General features: G+C 40.6%; 17 protein-coding genes. 13 read left to right on the plus strand and 4 right to left on the minus strand.

All coding sequences use genetic code 11. The features are described from left to right. The first annotated feature begins 269 nt into the window (after positions 1 to 269). The 9 genes from dxs (at position 270) to AC07M3_RS08600 (ending at position 9,168) form a co-directional block, all read left to right on the plus strand. A complete protein-coding gene (gene dxs, locus AC07M3_RS08560) occupies positions 270 to 2,174 on the plus strand; it encodes a 1-deoxy-D-xylulose-5-phosphate synthase (RefSeq protein WP_494566938.1) in 1,905 nt (634 codons plus the stop codon). Between the two features lie 118 nt (positions 2,175 to 2,292). Further along, positions 2,293 to 3,123, plus strand: a complete 831-nt coding sequence (locus AC07M3_RS08565) for an inositol monophosphatase family protein (protein ID WP_003653693.1) — start codon at positions 2,293 to 2,295, stop codon at positions 3,121 to 3,123. Positions 3,124 to 3,529: 406 nt separating this feature from the next. Beyond that, on the plus strand, positions 3,530 to 5,515 hold the full coding sequence (locus AC07M3_RS08570; protein WP_132070377.1) for a DEAD/DEAH box helicase: 1,986 nt from the start codon (positions 3,530 to 3,532) through the stop codon (positions 5,513 to 5,515). A 108-nt stretch (positions 5,516 to 5,623) separates the two neighbouring features. After that, positions 5,624 to 5,833, plus strand: coding sequence for a hypothetical protein (locus AC07M3_RS08575; RefSeq protein ID WP_026055540.1), 210 nt, complete (start codon positions 5,624 to 5,626; stop codon positions 5,831 to 5,833). A 90-nt stretch (positions 5,834 to 5,923) separates the two neighbouring features. Next, positions 5,924 to 6,742: an ABC transporter ATP-binding protein gene (locus AC07M3_RS08580; protein WP_005038453.1), complete on the plus strand. Its 819-nt coding sequence runs from the start codon at positions 5,924 to 5,926 to the stop codon at positions 6,740 to 6,742. Next, positions 6,739 to 7,518: a lipid asymmetry maintenance ABC transporter permease subunit MlaE gene (gene mlaE / locus AC07M3_RS08585; RefSeq protein WP_005038455.1), complete on the plus strand. Its 780-nt coding sequence runs from the start codon at positions 6,739 to 6,741 to the stop codon at positions 7,516 to 7,518. Before AC07M3_RS08580 ends, mlaE begins: the two co-directional genes overlap by 4 nt. Then, entirely contained in the window at positions 7,518 to 8,201 is a 684-nt protein-coding gene (gene mlaD / locus AC07M3_RS08590) for an outer membrane lipid asymmetry maintenance protein MlaD (RefSeq protein WP_005038457.1), read from the plus strand. Before mlaE ends, mlaD begins: the two co-directional genes overlap by 1 nt. A 26-nt stretch (positions 8,202 to 8,227) precedes the next feature. Next, positions 8,228 to 8,869 carry an MlaC/ttg2D family ABC transporter substrate-binding protein gene (locus AC07M3_RS08595; RefSeq protein WP_005038459.1) on the plus strand — a complete coding sequence of 214 codons (642 nt, stop codon included), beginning with the start codon at positions 8,228 to 8,230 and terminating at the stop codon, positions 8,867 to 8,869. A gap of 11 nt (positions 8,870 to 8,880) precedes the next feature. Continuing rightward, positions 8,881 to 9,168 (plus strand): STAS domain-containing protein, encoded by a 288-nt coding sequence (locus AC07M3_RS08600; RefSeq protein WP_080027838.1) that lies wholly within the window; start codon positions 8,881 to 8,883, stop codon positions 9,166 to 9,168. 72 nt (positions 9,169 to 9,240) lie between these two features. On the opposite strand, the gene AC07M3_RS08605 is transcribed toward AC07M3_RS08600, so the two are convergent. Further along, on the minus strand, positions 9,241 to 10,254 hold the full coding sequence (locus tag AC07M3_RS08605) for a magnesium and cobalt transport protein CorA (protein WP_004639553.1): 1,014 nt from the start codon (positions 10,252 to 10,254) through the stop codon (positions 9,241 to 9,243). 158 nt (positions 10,255 to 10,412) lie between these two features. Between AC07M3_RS08605 and AC07M3_RS08610 the strand changes: the two genes are divergently transcribed. Beyond that, positions 10,413 to 10,994, plus strand: a complete 582-nt coding sequence (locus AC07M3_RS08610; RefSeq protein ID WP_307012167.1) for an LOG family protein — start codon at positions 10,413 to 10,415, stop codon at positions 10,992 to 10,994. Positions 10,995 to 11,007: 13 nt separating this feature from the next. Beyond that, a complete protein-coding gene (locus AC07M3_RS08615) occupies positions 11,008 to 11,406 on the plus strand; it encodes an NUDIX hydrolase (RefSeq protein ID WP_133747466.1) in 399 nt (132 codons plus the stop codon). Positions 11,407 to 11,411: 5 nt separating this feature from the next. Here AC07M3_RS08615 and AC07M3_RS08620 read toward each other — a convergent pair whose 3' ends face one another. Both AC07M3_RS08620 and recG read right to left on the minus strand, forming a co-directional pair. Beyond that, entirely contained in the window at positions 11,412 to 12,041 is a 630-nt protein-coding gene (locus tag AC07M3_RS08620; RefSeq protein WP_307012474.1) for a ComF family protein, read from the minus strand. Next, positions 12,034 to 14,079 (minus strand): ATP-dependent DNA helicase RecG, encoded by a 2,046-nt coding sequence (recG, locus tag AC07M3_RS08625; protein ID WP_426455426.1) that lies wholly within the window; start codon positions 14,077 to 14,079, stop codon positions 12,034 to 12,036. The genes AC07M3_RS08620 and recG overlap by 8 nt, the downstream gene beginning before the upstream one ends. A gap of 20 nt (positions 14,080 to 14,099) precedes the next feature. Here recG and AC07M3_RS08630 point away from each other — a divergent pair, with 20 nt between their 5' ends. Continuing rightward, a complete protein-coding gene (locus AC07M3_RS08630; protein WP_307012162.1) occupies positions 14,100 to 14,915 on the plus strand; it encodes a Rossmann-fold NAD(P)-binding domain-containing protein in 816 nt (271 codons plus the stop codon). A gap of 79 nt (positions 14,916 to 14,994) precedes the next feature. Continuing rightward, positions 14,995 to 15,978, plus strand: coding sequence for a putative solute-binding protein (locus AC07M3_RS08635; RefSeq protein WP_494566937.1), 984 nt, complete (start codon positions 14,995 to 14,997; stop codon positions 15,976 to 15,978). 46 nt (positions 15,979 to 16,024) lie between these two features. Here AC07M3_RS08635 and plsB read toward each other — a convergent pair whose 3' ends face one another. After that, positions 16,025 to 18,589: a glycerol-3-phosphate 1-O-acyltransferase PlsB gene (plsB, locus tag AC07M3_RS08640; RefSeq protein WP_045433169.1), complete on the minus strand. Its 2,565-nt coding sequence runs from the start codon at positions 18,587 to 18,589 to the stop codon at positions 16,025 to 16,027. Positions 18,590 to 18,765: the final 176 nt, after the last annotated feature.

Raw genomic sequence — 18,765 nt, forward strand, 5'->3', positions numbered from 1 at the left:
AGTATAGCGTAATGCTGGGAGATTGGTCGAATTGTCATAATCATTTTGCGTATGAAGGTTTTCTTTTTTGTATAAAGAAGACGATAATAGTTGATAAATAGTCAGATTATTCAGGATAATCTGCCAACCATACCCATGATGTATGAGAGACTGCTTTGCATGACCTCGTTCGCAAATGTGGCTGATTGAAGGTGACTTCATTCGATTGTATGATCGACCCATTTTGACCCAGCTTAGGATTTGCCAGGCTTATAAAGGCTTTGCCACATATGTTGTATACCGAAATTCCAACTCAACGCCCTGTTACGCCATTGTTAGATGCAATTGATCATCCTCAACAATTACGTCAGCTCGAGCATAGCCAATTGGTTCAAGTGGCTGATGAGTTGCGTCAATATATTTTATATGCAGCAGGCCAGAGTGGTGGCCATTTCGGTGCTAATCTCGGCGTGGTTGAGCTGACGGTTGCGCTGCATTATTGCTTTAATACTCCAAATGACCGATTAGTTTGGGATGTAGGACATCAGGCCTATCCGCACAAAGTCCTGACAGGTCGTCGTGAACAAATGACGACGATTCGTTCTAAAAATGGTTTAGCAGCATTTCCAGCTAGAGAAGAATCAGTTTTCGATACATTCGGCGTAGGACATTCATCAACAGCAATTTCAGCTGGTTTAGGAATGTCATTAGCACGTCGTTATCAAAACGACCCATGTGAAGTGGTTTGTATTGTAGGTGATGGTGCAATGACAGCGGGTATGGCATTTGAAGCCATGAACGATGCTGTTGCACATAATGCCGATTTAATTGTTGTGCTCAATGACAATGACATGTCAATTTCTTGTAGTACAGGTGGCTTTGCTAAACATTTGGCTGCAATTTGGGAAAAAGGCCATTTAGTTAACGTTAATGAAGATGGCGAAGCGTATATACAGCCACATCCAAAATGGACTTATAACTCTCGTTTGCATCAATCAGCAACAGACGCAGCCGATAATTTATTTAAAGCAATTGGTTTTGATTACTTTGGTCCATTTGATGGCCATGACGTAAATCAACTGGCCCAAGTATTTAATGCTCTGAAGAAGCGTAAAGGTCCACGTTTAGTTCACGTCTATACTAAAAAAGGTAAAGGTTTTACTCCCGCAGAAGCAGATCCGATTACTTATCATGCAATTAGCAAAATTAATGCAACCTCAGCAGGTAAAACACCACCTAAATATTCTGATGTATTTGGTCAGTGGTTATGTGATGAGGCGGCACAAGATGAGCGCCTACTCGCGATTACACCTGCGATGTGTGAAGGCTCAGGCATGGTTCAGTTTGCTAAAGAATTTCCACAGAGATTCTTTGATGTCGCGATTGCTGAACAGCATGCTGTAACACTTGCAGCAGGAATGGCTTGTGAAGGCTTAAAACCTGTTGTTGCAATCTATTCGACGTTCTTGCAGCGTGGTTACGATCAGTTTATTCATGATGTTGCATTACAAAACCTTGATGTGACTTTCGGGATTGACCGTGCTGGTTTGGTTGGTGAAGATGGTCCAACTCATGCAGGTGCATATGATTATGCATACATGCGTACAGTTCCAAACATAGTCATCATGGCGCCAAAAGATGAAAATGAATGTCGCCAGATGCTTCATACAGCCTATGTCTATAATGGACCAGCTGCGGTACGTTACCCACGTGGTGCTGGTATAGGTGTTGAAATTCAGCAAGAGTTGACCGCTATTGAATTAGGGAAAGCCGAAATCGTTGCTGAAATAAAAACTAGCTGTGAAGAGCAGATTACAATTTTGGCATTTGGTAGCAGAGTGATGGTTGCTATAGAGGCTGCTGAACAATTTGCACAAAAACATGATGTGGGCGTGCGTGTTGTAAATATGAGGTTTGTGAAGCCGCTTGATGAAAACATGATTCGTGATTTGGCTGAAAATACTCATTTATTTGTCACAGTTGAAGAGCATGCCGTTATGGGTGGTGCAGGTAGCGCTGTCAATGAGTTTATGGCGCAAGAACAAATTGTGAAACCTATCATTAATTTAGGCTTGCCTGATTTGTTCTTACAACAGGCTTCACACGGACAAATGTTACAAGACTGCGGGTTGGATGCTAAAGGTATTTTGAGCTCAATTGAGAGAGTTTGGCTTAAGCTCAATCAGGTGGTTTAGGCCTCCAATAAAATTTTTGAAACATTTTCCCCCTAAAAGCGCATATATTTGCTAAAATATCTGCGCTTTTATGCATTATTCTTTGTCAAAATCTTCAAATTTGTCTAGTGGGTGTTCAATGGAACCTATGGTGGTTATGGCTGCGCGTGCGGCTCAAACAGTTGGTCAAGAGCTTTTAAAAGCGCATCAAAATCGTCATAAACTCGATTTACAAGTTGAAGAGAAAGGCATTGATGGCCCGGTAACACGTGTAGATCGTTATTTAGAACAATTAGCGATTGATACGTTGCGTAAAAGTTATAAAAACCATAGCTTCTTAGGTGAAGAGTTTGGTTTGCAAGAAGGCAAAGGCCATGATGCAGAGTGGTGCTGGGTAATTGACCCGCTTGATGGCACACAAAACTTTATTAATGGTTTCCCTCATTTCTGTATTTCTATTGCAGTTCAACATAAAGGTGTTACTCAACACGGCGTAATCTACGATCCAGTACGTGATGAGTTGTTCTCTGCTAGCCGTGGTCGCGGTGCAGTTATGAATCAACGCCGTATTCGTGTAAATGTAAAAGATAGTTTAGAAAATACATTCTTGGCAGTAGGCCATCCTTACCGTGCTAAACGTGCTGGCGAAATCGTATCTTATGCAGAGCAGCATTTCGCATCGTTATTAGCGGTTACTCAAGCAGGTGCTCAAATCCGTCGTGGCGGTTCAGCTGCTCTAGATTTAGCATATGTAGCTGCTGGTCGTTTTGATGGTTTCTTTGAGCTTGGTTTAAAGCCATGGGATATTGCTGCTGGTGAACTTATTCTTAAAGAAGCGGGCGGTGTAGTTGTTGACGCACGTGGTGGTAATAACTCATTTGAAAATGGTCAAGTACTCGCATGTTCGCTTAAATTGTTAAAACCTTTAATGCAAACTGTTGTTCCAGCTTGGGATAAAGCTGCAAAATAATTTAGCTTATTATAAATAAAACCCTCTTTAATCAGAGGGTTTTGTGTTTTAAGTAAAGAGTAAAATTAAATTAATTCAAGAAATATAGATAAAGTTGATTAAAACAGGTGACTTTTAATTTATTTCTGCTATAATCCGCCAACGCACTTAAATTTCCGTTCATTACCTGAACATTCTGTTCTATTCATTGTAAGCGCACGCCGTCCATAGAGAGGACCATTTCTTGCGCCCCGATCGCTCAGCGATTCTTCAGGTTCGGCCGTAATCAAGCATGCGTTTAGTCCACATCGTCGTTACTCGGATTGCTGCTGAATAAAAGCTTTCAGCTAATTTTGCTTTGCCGCTTTTTGCCGATGTCTATTTTGTATTTATTAAAAATGGAGCACCCACAAGGGTGAAACTCTCTATGAGCAAATCTTTTGCCGAATTTTCTTTGCATGAAACCTTACAACAAGCGCTTGAAGGTTTAGGTTTTACTACCCCGACTGCTGTACAAGAACAAGCAATTCCTGCTGCTTTAGAAGGTAAAGACCTTCTCGTATCAAGCCAAACTGGTTCTGGTAAAACTGCAGCATTCTTACTCCCAACATTAAATGCTTTAGCTGGTCAAGAGTCTGTTGTACCGTTCAAAGACCGTATGAAAGCAGTGACTCAACCGAATATCTTGGTAATTTCACCAACTCGTGAATTGGCACAGCAAGTAAGTCAAGATGCAATTGCACTTGTACGTCACATGAAAGGTGTTCGTATTGCTGCCATTATGGGCGGTATGCCATTTGCAAAACAAATTCAACAATTAAAAGGCGCGCAAGTTGTTGTTGCAACACCTGGTCGTTTACTTGACTTGGTGAATCGTCGTCAAATTAAATTAGATCAAGTAGATGCTTTAATCGTTGATGAAGCGGACCGTATGCTTGACCTAGGTTTCTCTGAAGACTTAGAAGCAATTAGCGAATTAGCAGCTAACCGTAAACAAACATTAATGTTCTCTGCAACATTTGCTGATCGTATCATTCGTCTTGCATCATGCATGATGAAAGATCCTATGCGTATCGCAATTGAAACAGGTCATTCAACCAATACAGATATTACGCAAACATTGCATTGGACTGATGGCTTCGAACATAAGAAAAAATTACTTACACATTGGTTAAGTGATGAAAACTTAGATCAAGCTGTTGTTTTTGCTAGCACGCAAGAAGATACAGATATGTTGGCAGAAGAACTTGCTGAAGCAGGTCATTCTGTTGTTGCACTTCATGGTGCAATGCCACAAACAGTTCGTAACCGTCGTTTACGTAGTATTCGTGAAGGTCGTGCAAAAATCCTAGTTGCAACTGACGTTGCTGCTCGTGGTCTTGACGTTCCGACTATTTCTCACGTAATTAACTTCGGTCTTCCGATGAAGCATGAAGATTATGTACACCGTATTGGTCGTACTGGTCGTGCTGGTCGTACTGGTCAAGCAATTACTTTAGCGACTTATCGTGAACGCGGTAAGATTCGTGCACTTGAAGAATATTTAGAAGCACGTTTGAGTGTTTCTGAAATTGAAGGCTTAGAGCCATCTCCACCTCCTGCTCGTTCAGGTCGTGATGGCGGTGGTCGTGGCCGTAGTGGTAATGGCGGCGGTGGTCGTGATGGTCGTCGTAGTGGCGGCGGTGGTTTTGGTGGTGGTCGTCGTTTTGAAGGCGAAAGCAACTTTAAACGCCGTGAAGGTGGTCGTGATGACCGTCCACGTCGTAGCTTCGATGATAAACCACGTGGTGAGCGTCCAGCGTTCGGTGGTGAAGATCGTCCGCGTCGCGAATTCAATTCAGACCGTCCACGTCGTGAAGGTGGTTTTGAAGATCGTCCACGTCGTGAGTTCACTTCAGATCGTCCACGTCGCGAAGGTGGTTTCAATGATAAACCGCGTTTTGAATCGAATGATGACAACCGTGGTAATCGCGTAGATTATAAACCACGTCGCGAAGCTGGTTTTGGTGATCGTCCAAAACGTAGCTTTGGTGGTGAAGATCGTCCGCGTCGTAGTTTTGATGATAAACCACGCGGTGAGCGTCCAGCATTTGGTGGTGAAGATCGCCCACGTCGTAGTTTCGATGACAAACCACGTGGTGAGCGTCCAGCGTTCGGCGGTGGTGATGATCGTCCAAAACGTAGTTTTGGTGGTGAAGATCGTCCGCGTCGTAGCTTCGATGATAAACCACGCGGTGAGCGTCCAGCGTTTGGCGGTGAAGATCGTCCGCGTCGTAGTTTTGATGACAAACCACGTGGTGAACGTCCAGCGTTTGGCGGTGGTGATGATCGTCCAAAACGTAGCTTTGGTGGTGAAGATCGTCCACGTCGTAGCTTCGATGATAAACCACCGCGTCGTAAATTCGACCGCTAATCAATATTTAGTTTGAAAAAAAAGGCCAGTAAAAATACTGGCCTTTTTTATTTTTCAGTTTTGTTATAAACTAACAAAATGTGAATTGGTTCAATTTTTTATTAAATAATGCGTAAAAGTAAGCGAAAAGAAACAATAATGGCACAATTGAAGAACCTTTTGGTTCAGCATGGTTTGCCTTATCTCTTTATTGCACTCGTTTTGTGTAATGGTGTTTACTTCGCCTACGCTTTTATAAATGGAAGTTCTGTTGAGCAATTCCAAGCTTCTGAATTGACCTCTTTTTACGAACATACCTCTTCTATTTCTATAAAATAAGTTAGATTTGCTTTTGTCAAAATTACAACAAGTTTGCTAATTTTCAGTGTTATAGTATGCGTGCATAAAAGTGCAGGAACGATTGCCATTATGAATAATAAAACTCCTCTCTCGACTCAACCACTTATTGAAGTGAAAAACTTGAGTTTTAATCGAGGGGAACGCGTCATTTATGACAATATTAGTTTAAATATACGTCGAGGCCAGATTACGGCCATTATGGGACCTTCTGGTACAGGTAAAACAACTTTATTACGTCTGATTGGTGGACAGCTTGTTCCAGATCAGGGGGAAGTTTTACTCGACACAAAAGATATTGCCAAAATGTCTCGTCAGGAACTTTTTTCCGCCCGTGCACGTATGGGAATGTTATTTCAGAGTGGCGCTTTATTTACGGATATGTCCGTTTATGAAAATGTGGCGTTTCCAATTCGAGCGCATACTAAGCTTCCTGAAAATCTCATTGCTGAACTGGTTGCGTTAAAACTTGAATCAGTGGGTCTACGTGGTTCTGAACAATTAATGCCGACAGAACTTTCAGGTGGTATGAATCGTCGTGTAGCATTGGCTCGCGCGATTGCACTTGATCCCGATTTAATCATGTACGATGAACCTTTTGCTGGTCAAGACCCAATTGTGAAAGGTGTTTTGACGCGTTTAATTCGTTCACTACGTGAAGCGTTAGATTTAACAACAATTATTGTTTCGCATGATGTTGCAGAAACATTATCGATTGCTGACTACATCTATGTGGTAGCTGAAGGAAAAATTCAGGGAGAGGGTACACCTGAAGAGTTGCAAAAACATGCTTCTCCATTTGTACACCAATTCTTAACAGGTTCGGCAGAAGGACCGGTTGAATATCAATTTAGTCATCAAGCTTATTTAAATAACGAGGTTCGTCCATGAATACGATTGCCTGGTTAGGTAGACTCGTTATTGAGCGGATTCGAGGCATTGGTGCTGCGGCACATATGCTCTTGCAGATTATTTTTTCATTTCCTACCAAGGGTGGTTTTGGTCGTTTTGGTTACCAAATGCACCGCGTAGGTGTGATGTCCTTACTTATTATTACCGTTTCTGGTTTGTTTATTGGTGCGGTTCTTGGCCTGCAGATGTATAGCATTTTGGTTACTTTCGGTGCTGAGTCGATGTTGGGTACAGCGATTTCGTTAACCCTACTCCGTGAGCTTGCTTCTGTGGTTGCTGCATTGCTATTTGCAGGACGGGCCGGTTCTGCATTGACTGCCGAAATTGGTTCAATGAAGCAAAGCGAACAGCTTGCCAGTATGGAAATGATCGGGGTTGACCCTTTAAAGCAAATCGTATCACCACGTCTTTGGGCAGGTATAGTCAGTTTGCCAATGTTAACTGTGATATTTGCTGCGATTGGTATTATTGGTGGCAAGATGGTCGGTGTTGACTTTTTGGGTGCTGATGAAGGCTCCTTCTGGAGTGGTATGCAAAATACAGTGCGTTTCTGGCATGACATTTTCAATGGCACGATTATTAAAAGTATTGTTTTTGCTTTGATTTGTACATGGGTCGCTGTTTATCAAGGCTATGCCTGTGATCCGACACCAGAAGGTATTGCAACGGCAATGACTCGGACGGTTGTGTATTCTTCATTATGTGTTTTAGGTTTTGATTTCGTGTTGACTGCGGTCATGTTCGGAGGGATTTAATGAAATCACGTAGTAGTGAACTGGCCGTTGGTATCTTTGTTATCATCTTCGGTATTGCGTTGTTTTTTTTAGCGATGAAAGTCAGTGGTCTTGTTGGTACGAACTTAAGTGATAGTTATACCATGAAGGCTCAGTTTGATAACGTCAATGGTCTAAAGCCTCGTGCTAAAGTAACAATGAGTGGTGTTACAATTGGTCGTGTTGATTCGATTACGCTTGATCCAGTTACGCGTTTGGCTACCGTAACATTTGGTTTAGATGGAAAATTGACAAGTTTTAATCCTGAACAATTAAAAGAAGTTCAGAAAAATGCACTGGAAGAGTTACGTTATAGCTCAGATTATACTCAGGCTTCTCCAGAGCAACAAAAAGCAATGGAACAGCAACTGACCAGTAACATGACCTCCATCACCAGTATTGATGAAGATGCTTATATAATGGTAGCAACGAATGGTTTGTTGGGTGAGAAATATTTGAAAGTTGTACCTGGTGGTGGTGTGAACTACTTAAAACGAGGTGACACGATTTCAAACACTCAAGGAACTATGGATTTAGAAGATTTAATTAGTAAATTTATTACTGGTGGCGGGGCTGGTAAAGTTGCTGCCGGTTCAGGCTCAACAGAAGCAGATGCTCCTGCAAGCACTAATAAAGATAGTGCACAAGCCTCATTTGTTGAGTAAAAGATTATTTGAAGGAGTGGTTCCTGGTGAATACGTTGTTTAAACAAACCCTGACAGCAAGTCTTTTGTCTACCATGATTGCAGGTACAGCTTTTGCTGCGCCTTCAGAAGCACCACCTGATTTTATCAAGCGTGTTGCTGATGGTTTGATTGCTCGTTTAAAAGCTGATCATGCTAAATTGCAAGCAAACCCTGCTTTAGTGAAGGCTATCGTACGTCAGAATTTAGACCCGTATGTTGATTCACAAGCATTTACACGTATTGTAATGGGTACTTATGCGACTAATCAGTATAGTACAGCTGCACAACGTGCTCAGTTTGAAACAAACTTCCGTAATACGTTAATTGAAAATTACGGCAGTGCATTTGCTAAGTATACGAACCAAAGCTATACAATGCGTCCTTATAAAGCAACTGCGGGTAAAAATCCTGTAGTGACATTGGACTTTAATCACAATGGTGAAAAAATTCCTGTGTCTTTCCAGTTAGCTGATAAAGGTACTCAGTGGAAAATCCGTAATATCAATGTTTCTGGTATTGATTTAGGATTGCAGTTCCGTAACCAGTTTGCTGCAACAGTGAAGCGTAATGGTGGCGATTTAAATAAAGCAATTGCAACCTTCCAACCGGATGCAGACGCTGCTGTTAATCAGAACAAACAGAAATAAGTAGGTGAATAGTGGTTCAGTATCTCAACCAACAATTGGTTGTTTCGGGAAAAATTGATTTTGAAAATGCCGAACAACAGTATAAAGCTGGGTTAGATATCATTAAGAAGCAACAAAGCTTTCCTTTAGTGGTAGATTTAACACAGCTTGAGCATGGTAGTACCTTGGCATTGGCTGTTTTAGTTCAATGGCTACGTATTACTCCGCAGAATACTGGTTTACATTTTAAAAATGTACCCGAAAAAATGCTGAAGATTATTCAAGCCTGCCATTTGCAGGAAGATCTACATCTGATTTGATCTGTAAAATATAAAAAAGCACCTAAATATAGGTGCTTTTTTATGCTTGGAATTAGCATTTTATTACAAAGCTTAGATCCATTTCTTCCATCGGAAGTAAATAATAGGACCAATAAAGAAGCCCATAATAATGAGTAAAACAATAAAGAAACTAGTCGTACCATGTGCGAAAGGTAATACATCTGTGTTCATACCATAGATACTGGCAATGAGCATAGGTGGAGCTAACATACTTGGTAAAATCGAGAATCGACGGATCGTGTCATTCTGCTCGGTATTAATGAATCCAGACGTTGTATCAAGCAAGAATCGTACTTTTTGGAATAAGAAGGCATCATGTTCTACGAGTGAGCGAACATCTTCACTAAGTTCGCGAATATCCGCATCGTAAATATGACTACCTAATGCGCGTGGACGTGATAAAAAAGTAAGTACACGTCGTAAATCAATTAAACAGAGCTGCGCTTTTCCTAGCATATCTTCTTGTTGAGCTAGGCGTGTAATCATGTCGTCAAGATCTAGAATTTGTTCACGCTGGTGGTTATTTAGAACTTCAGTAGAGTATTTTTCTAAATCTTTGTGGATATCTTCCAAGATATCCGCAAGCTCATCGAGTTTTGCCTCAAGAAGGCCTAATAAAATCCATGTTGGATCTTTATAGTCCATGTCATAGTCATTTCGACGGGCACGTGCACGGAAGGCACGAAAGGCAACTAATTTTTCTCCCCGCATCGTAAAGAGACGGTCTTTATGTAAGATAAATGCAACCGTTTGCACCATCGCTAAAATGTGTGATGAATCTTCTGCATCACCATCAACTTGATAATTTTTATTTTTCGTTAAAAAATAGGTGCTGATATGCAAAATACCGTCATCATCACGGTAAAATCGTGCTGAGGATGAAATATCTTCAAGCGACTTTAGTGTGGGTAAGTTTTGATCATAGGCATCTAAGACCCATTGTTGCTCTTCTTGCGAGGGGGCAATAAGATCAAGCCAGACTAATTCGGGATGTAGATCAAATCCACCATTGATGGTGGCATCTTCCAGACTTCCGCGTTCTGTGGCATAAAAGGCTTCAAGCATGTGTCTTTTTTCCTCACGCAGTCTGATGGAAATGGATGGGTGTATTTTAGACAAGGATTTGCCGAAAAACACTTGCTAATACGCTATTTTGCAAAAAAAAACTTTATCGATAGTTTAGTTTGTCAGCATGACAGTTCAATAAAACGGTTTTTTACACTATGAATTCAATTTGTATTTTCTGTGGTTCATCTCTTGGTTCAAACCCAATTTTCCAACAAGTTGCCCAAATTACAGGCGAGGCTATTGCAAAACAAGGTAAGACCTTGGTTTATGGTGGTGGTCGCTCAGGTTTGATGGGCGTTGTCGCTGATAGTGCCTTACGGGCAGGTGGACAAGTCATTGGAGTAATACCTCGTGCTTTGGTCGATCGTGAGTTAGCTCATCCGGGCTTAACCAAATTATATGTTGTCGAAAATATGCATGAGCGTAAGACCAAAATGGCAGATCTGTCCGATGGCTTTATTGCTTTACCAGGCGGTGCGGGTACATTGGAAGAAATCTTTGAACAATGGACGTGGGCGCAATTAGGTATTCATCAAAAGCCATGTGCTTTCTTAAATGTAGCTGGCTTTTATGAAGATTTACTTAAAATGATTCAAGGAACGGTAGATAATGGATTTAGCCAAGCACGGTTCGTTGATAAATTGATCGCATCAGACAAAATCGAAGATATTCTTCAACAATTTGAACAATATCAGGCTCCTGCTCCAAAATGGGCAAATGCTGATGTACAGCCATAAAGAGGTTAAATAGGTGAAAACAATTACGGTCGCTGCTGCAGTGATCTTGAACGAGCAAAATCAGTTATTGCTCGTAAGAAAGCGTAATACCCATGCTTTTATGCAAGTGGGCGGTAAGCTGGAACCTAATGAGGCGCCAGAGATCACCATGCAGCGAGAAATTCTAGAAGAAGTTGGAAGTTCTTGTGTAATTGAGCAATTTCTTGGTCGTTTCGAAACAGCAGCGGCGAATGAACCAGATCACATTCTGGTCAGTCATTTATATCTTGTTCAACTCGATCAGGCTCCTAAAATTGCTGCCGAAATTGCAGAAATGAAATGGGTGGATCTAAATGATTCAGAAACACACCTCGCACCATTAACCCGTGAAATTGTTATTCCTTGGTGTGAGCAGCATTTATCTATAGTTTAATCATCTTAGCTCGTTAAAGTTGCCGCTAAACAAGCGGCATGAATGGTTGTACATCCTAGTTGCTTTAATACCTGATTAAGGGCGTAAATTGAACTTCCGGTGGTAACGACATCATCAATAACGAGCACACGGCGATAACGCCGTTTTTCTTGAGTAAATGCAATAAATTGTTGCTCAATGTTCTCAAAGCGTTCCAGTCGAGAAAGCCCTTTTTGCGAATGCTCAGCAAGGCGTTGCACCGGCTGCCAAACAGGTATTTTTAACTGCTTGCTTAAGATCTTTGCGAGTAACAATGATTGATTAAAACCACGTTCAATTAAGCGTTGATTCGAAATCGGCATAGGTACAATAGCTTGTACTTTGGGAAATTTGAGTTGTTGTAAAATTTCACCTAACAAGATTTGATAGTGTAATTTTTGTTCATATTTAAACTGCTGAATGATTCGGTTGACTGGATATGCATAATCACAGGCCACAAGAACTGGTTGATCATTACGTTGAATTATTTGTTTAAGCCATGGTACCTGTTCCCAACAGTCCTTACAGAGCGAATGTTTTTCTCGCACACCTGACTCACACAACAAGCAAGGTGAGAGTGAGTGGATAAGATGCTGCGGATTTAAGAAACTAAACATATGCATAACGAGGCGCCTCAGGAAGCCAACGTTTTAATAGCGCATCTGCTTGTTCTGGATAATCTTTTAACACTTGCTGAGCTACATAATGAGCTTGACTCAGTAAGTGGTCATCTCGCTCTAGACGAGCAACTCTAAATCCCATATCTCCAGTTTGTTTAGTACCTAGTAATTCACCCGGCCCGCGTAACTCAAGATCTTTTTCTGCAATCACAAAGCCATCATTACTTTCTCTTAAAATAGAAAGTCTCTCTTGGCCATTTTGTGAAAGAGGTGTTTTATATAAAAGTACGCAAAAGCTGGCTTGAGCTCCTCGACCCACACGACCACGTAATTGGTGTAACTGAGAAAGCCCCAGACGTTCAGCATTTTCAATGACCATAATAGAGGAGTTGGGAACATCTACTCCAACTTCAATGACCGTGGTTGCGATAAGAAGCTGTAATTCATTATTCTTAAACGCTTGCATGACCGCTTGCTTTTCATCGGCTTTCATTTTGCCATGCACCAAGCCAATATTGAGCTCTGGAAAGCGCTCTTTCATTTCTTGATAAGTTGCCTCTGCTGCTTGAGCATCTAAAGTCTCAGACTGTTCAACCAGTGTACAAACCCAATATGCTTGTTTCCCATCTCTGCAATTTGAAGCAATTCGTTGAAGTACTTCCTCACGACGATCAAGAGGAATGGTAACTGTTTGAATTGGAGTACGCCCAGGTGGTAACTCATCAATAATTGATGTGTCTAAATCACCATAGGCACTCATTGCTAGAGTTCTTGGAATAGGAGTAGCCGTCATGACGAGTTGGTGCGGGGTGAACTGCTCAGCACCTTTATTACGTAGAGCTAGACGCTGATCTACGCCAAAACGATGTTGTTCATCAATAATCACTAGACCTAATTTTGCAAATCCAACGTTATCTTGAAATAAAGCATGTGTACCAATAATAAGTTCAGCATGGCCTTCTTTAATCTGTTGCTCTGCTTGAGCACGCGCTTTACCTTTTTGTTTTCCAGATAACCATGCGACAGTAATGCCTAATGGTTCAAACCAACGCTTAAAATTTAAGTAGTGCTGTTCTGCAAGAATTTCAGTAGGAGCCATTAATGCAACTTGCCAATCAGCTTCTAAAGCATGGCAAGCGGCTACAGCGGCAACCAAGGTCTTTCCAGCGCCTACATCGCCTTGCACTAATCGAAGCATTGGTTGGTTCTGCTTCAAATCATTCAAAATTTCTTTAGATACACGTTTTTGTGCATTGGTCATTTGAAAAGGTAAAGCTTCTAATAGTTTTTTGGCTAATATTTTGCTGCTTGAAAAAGCTGGAGAAGCAATTTGGCGAATATAAGCACGTCGATTAAGTAAACTAATTTGGTGTGCAACCAACTCTTCAAAAATAAGCCTTTGCTGTGCGGGGTGTGAACCTTGAGCCAATTGAACCATATTGGCATCAACTGGAGGCTCATGAATGTAATACAAAGCCTCTTTAAGCGCATAGCCATTGGTATATTGTTTGGGAAGCAACTCTGGTAAGGCATCACTATGGTGCTTTAAAGCTTGTTTTACATATTCGCGTAATTTGGGTTGAGTCAGCCCATCTGTACTGGGATAGATTGCTGTAAGCTGAGTTTTTGGTAGAGGCGTGTGTTCATTAATGAGCTGAATTTCAGGATGATACATCTCAAGGCCGCGTGCGCCTACGCGAACTTCACCAAAAATACGTAAGCGATGACCTGGTTTTATTTTGTCAGTCAGGTTTTTATAAATATGATAAAAGCGTAAGGTGACTTTACCGAATTCATCTTGAACCAAGGCTGCCATAGATTTTCGTTTTCCCGGAGGGAAATCAATTGATCTGACCTCACCTTCGAGTAAATAGCTACGCCCAACCACAAGTTGATTCATTGCAATAATCGTACTGCGGTCTTCATAATCACGTGGCAGATGAAACAGTAAATCATCTGTGGTAAAAATATTTAGTTTTTCGAGCAGGGCTGCTGAAGCCGATCCAACGCCTTGTAACTGATGGACTGAAGTCATGTCCCCTCAACGAGTTTTCTATGCATATATTATTTATCGGTTATGGTAAAACATCTCAGCGTGTTGCTAAACAACTATTTGAGAAAGAACATCAAATTACCACAATCAGCCGTAGTGTAAAAACAGATAGTTACGCAACCCATCTTGTTCAAGATATCTTTAAACTCGATTTAAGTAAAATTGAACCTGTAGATGTTGTATATATTTTACTTTCCCCAAACGAGAGTACGGTTGAGGGCTATCAGCATACTTATGTAGATAGTATTGAACCGATTCGAGAAGCATTAAAACCACATCCGGTACAAAAAATAATCGTAGTCTCTTCTACGCGGGTATATGGTGAAAATGCAGGGGAGATCATTGATGATTTTAGTGAAATTCAGCCAAGCGATGCACAAGGCCATATCTTACGGAATATGGAGTTACTTTGGCAGAAGCATTATCCAAACCAATGTGTAATTGTTCGTCCTACAGGTATTTATGGAACTTCCGTTGCCCGTTTGAAGAAAATGGCTGAAAATAGTCAAAGCTATCCAAATATTCATTATAGCAATCGAATACATATTGATGATTTAGCAAGATTTTTGGCTTTTATGGCTGATTATGAAACTCATCAAGCGAGCTATATTGTGACTAATAACCAACCATTGCCTTTGCATGAAGTTATCGTGTGGTTTCAAGAAAAATTGGGATTGCCAGAGTTAACTTTAGAATCGAACCAAACTTCAGGTAAAAGAATTTATGCTAAACATTTGCTTCAAACAGGTTTTCAATTAGAGCATCCAATTTGCTTTAATGACTATTTATTATGTTTAAATGTTCATAGTACTAAATAAAATTTTGATTAAACTTTAAATAAGAATAGAAATACCTGATGAGGCAGTCAAATTGCCGATAAAGATAAAAAGGTTGAAAGTGAAAAAAATTTGTTTAGCTCTTATTTTGAGCGTAACAGTTGTTGCGAGTTGGGCCGAGGATCAGGTGTGGTGTGCATATGATCCGATTGGTTCCCAAGGGGATATCACACGTCGTTTAAATGACATTCGATTATTTGCTCAGCAATATCAAGTCAAATTTAAAGTGGTTACCTATCAAAAAGAACAACAGGCCATACAAGCATTTGACGAGGGTAAATGTTCAGGTTTAGCGGCATCTAATTTTAATACTTATCGTTATAACCAGTTTATGGGGAGCACCGCAGGTATCGGGCTTATTCCTAATAATCGTACTGCTAAAAGCTTATTGCAGCTTTTGAATCATCCAACAATCGAGAAAAGGTTAATTTCTAAGGACTATGAAGCACTAGGGATGATTCCTGTTGGTACTGCCTATATGGTCCTAAAAAATAAAAAAATCTCTAGAGTTGCTCAATTAAGAAATCAGCGTATTGGGGTGTTACCAAACAATCCACCACAACAGGCATTGGTACGAAGTGTGGGTGCTCAGCCAGTTTATGTTGATTTATCTAATGCGATTGTTCAGTTTAAGCAAGACAAAATCGATATAGTTCCTGTCCCAATATATGGGCTATTGCCATATAATTTACAAAAAGAATTTGGACCAGATGTCCAAGTCATTAACTTCCCTTTGGCATATTTAGGCGTCAATTTAATTATTAAACCACAAGCTTATCCTGCTAATTTTGGCCGAAAAATTCGAGGATGGTTTGTTCAAAACAGCCAATTACTGACTAACCGTGCGACCCAGTGGGAAAACCATTTACCTGCCTATTACTGGGTAGATGTCTCTTTTTATGAAAAGCAGAGTTATGACGTTATGGTTGCAAAAATACGCAATCAGTACGTACTTTCAGGTTATTACGATGCTTATTTTGTTCAACTTATGAAGCGTCTGCGTTGTATGGATGATCCACGTTATTTTGAATGTCCAAGTCGCTAATAAAATAAAAGGCAACGAAAGTTGCCTTTTATTTTGACTCAAAATCTTAAGATTTTTTACGTTTTAAACGTCGTTTTGCTTGTTGAGATGCCATAGCTTCAAGCGCATCTTTTAACTCTTCGTCGGTAAAGGTCGTGATGTGTTGCAACATTTGTAAGGTTACTTCATCAAGAACCAACTGTGCACCAGCAGCCATTTGACGGAAATTATCATCAAACTCGATTTGGCCTTGGTCATTTGTTCGAATGTAATTTTGCTGTGTAAGTACTTTTAAGAAGCTTTGGAATAAAGCTTTGTCAAAGAACTCTGGCGAATTAAATTCATATAGAACTGACAAGCGTTGTCCGAGTAAATGACTTAATTCTTCAACTTGTTTAGCAGAAATATTACCCGAACCACGTTGAGTAATGAGCGCAAGCGTCATGTAGTAACGCTCAAGACTTTGCTTAACAGGTGTAGCTAAAACAACAAGTTGATTATGCTCTTCAGTATTTGGTGCAGAGCTAATCAAGTTACCTTCATCGTCTTGTTGAATCAGTTTCGATTGAACCAATGCATCTGCATATTGCTCAATTTGTTCTTTAAGCTCGCTACTCTTCCATTTAAGGAATAACTCAGCTTTCAAGAATGGATACAGGGTATAGATGACATTGGTTAAATCTGAACGGCTGATTTTTCCATTGTGTTCAACAAGTGATGCAACCAATGACGGTAAAACAAAGGCGTGCAAAATGTTATTACGGAAATAGGTCAGAAGAACAGCTTGATTGTCTTCAATCCCAATAATATCGCCGAGTGCATGCTGAACTCGTTTAATGAGTTTAAGCTTTAAACCATAAGCAATAATTTCTTTACCAGAAAGTGGCGTTACTTCCATACGTTGGTCATATGGGAAGTTTGATGCCAGATTGCGGTAAGCTTCAAGCTGCTTAATACAGATTTCTTCATCAAGCGTATGCTTAGGAGTTGCAAGCAAAATAATAGAAAGTAAAGAGACAGGGTTAATCACCACAGCTCGGTTAATATTTTCTAAAATTGCATGTGCAGAGCTATTTACTGCATCTGAAACCGCTTGAGGAATTGGGTCGTCATTTTTCTCGATATGAACATTTTCTGCATTATGTTGTTTAAGCAGATCATCAAGGAAAACAGGCTCACCAAAGTTCACGTGGACTTTACCGAAAATACGTTCAATTTTTCGTAAGGTTTTCACAATACCAAAAATTGATTCAGCTTCTTTCGGTTTACCTTGCATTTCGCCCACGTAAGTCGAGCCTTCCATCAGTCGTTCATAACCAATATAAGTTGGTAAAAAGACGATAGGTTTAGCACGGCCACGTAAATGGCTGTGAACTGTCATGGCAAGCATACCAGTCTTAGGCGGTAATAGGCGTCCTGTACGCGAACGTCCACCTTCAATAAAGTATTCAAGAGGGGTGTTGCGTGACAAAATACTATATAAATATTCTTTAAATACCGTTGTATAAAGACCATTTCCACGGAAAGAACGACGAATAAAGAATGCGCCACCTCCACGTAAAAGTTGCCCTACAAATGGTAGATTTAAGTTATCACCCGCAGCAATATACGGAACCATTAAGCCACGTTTATAAATCACGTAGGATAATAATAAATAGTCAATATGACTGCGGTGGCAAGGTGTATAAACCACTTCATAATCTTTTGCCAGTTCACGAACAGTACTGAAGTTATGCACTTCTACGCCGTCATAAAGCTGGGTCCATAAACGTGTTAAAGCAAGATCGGCAAAGCGGACTGCTGAGTGTGAATAATCTGATACGACTTCATTCACATAGCCAATCGCACGACGCTCAGCTTCGAGCATGCTGACTTTTCCGCGAATACTTTCACGGCGGATCGCTTCTTGCACATCGCGAGATTTTACAACTGACTGCATGACATTACGGCGATCCGATAAATCGGGGCCTAAGACCACTTCACGTTGACGATCTAAGTAATCATTTAACGTACTTACAATATATGTAGCTGGTGAAAGGTTTGGATAATGCTGTTGTGCATATTCAACCAGTTCACGTAGCGATTGCGGTTCATGAAATTCTAAATAGGATTGGCGGCCATGCAAGCCAATGTTGACCAATTGCTTAACGGTGCTTGGTGTAGCCCATGTATCTGAAAATAAGAGCTTAAACCAAGAATCTTCTTTATCTGGTGTACGGCCCCATAAAACGGTAACCGGAACAAGCTCTATATCAAGTTCAGGATTTTCTTGTAAGACTTCAATTAATTTTAGTAAGCGTGGTGGAAAAGCATGAGGAGGCGGATTCAGTAAATTATTTTCATCATTGTGCTGTAAAAATAAAACCGATGCTTTTTCCTGATGAGTGCCAACAACTAATGGGTCTAACGCGGGTTTTAAATTTAAACGACGCGTTTCTCCATCAACCACCAAAGCATTGCTTCGAGAATGGTTTTGTAAGACATAGCACACCACTTTCTGGCGGTCAGTCTTTGCTTCTGTTTCTGATACTGGTTCAGTAGGAACTTCCCCAAGAACATGTGGTGTTACCACGAGGTCAAGTAGTTTACTCGAAAGCCGACGATACATTTGACCAAACCCACTCTTGGACATAAGAACTCCTACTTCTTAAAGACAAATCCCAGCACCAAATGCGGAGGGTAATTATTTTGAGGCATTTATTGAAAAAAACAATATGCTAATAGCTTATAAATTATAATGCTTTTGGCATATTTTATCGTTAAAAATCGTATTTTTAGCTGTTATATGAGCAATGTTCGTCAGAAGTT

Source organism: Acinetobacter sp. GW821-FHT09D10, from assembly GCF_059416285.1.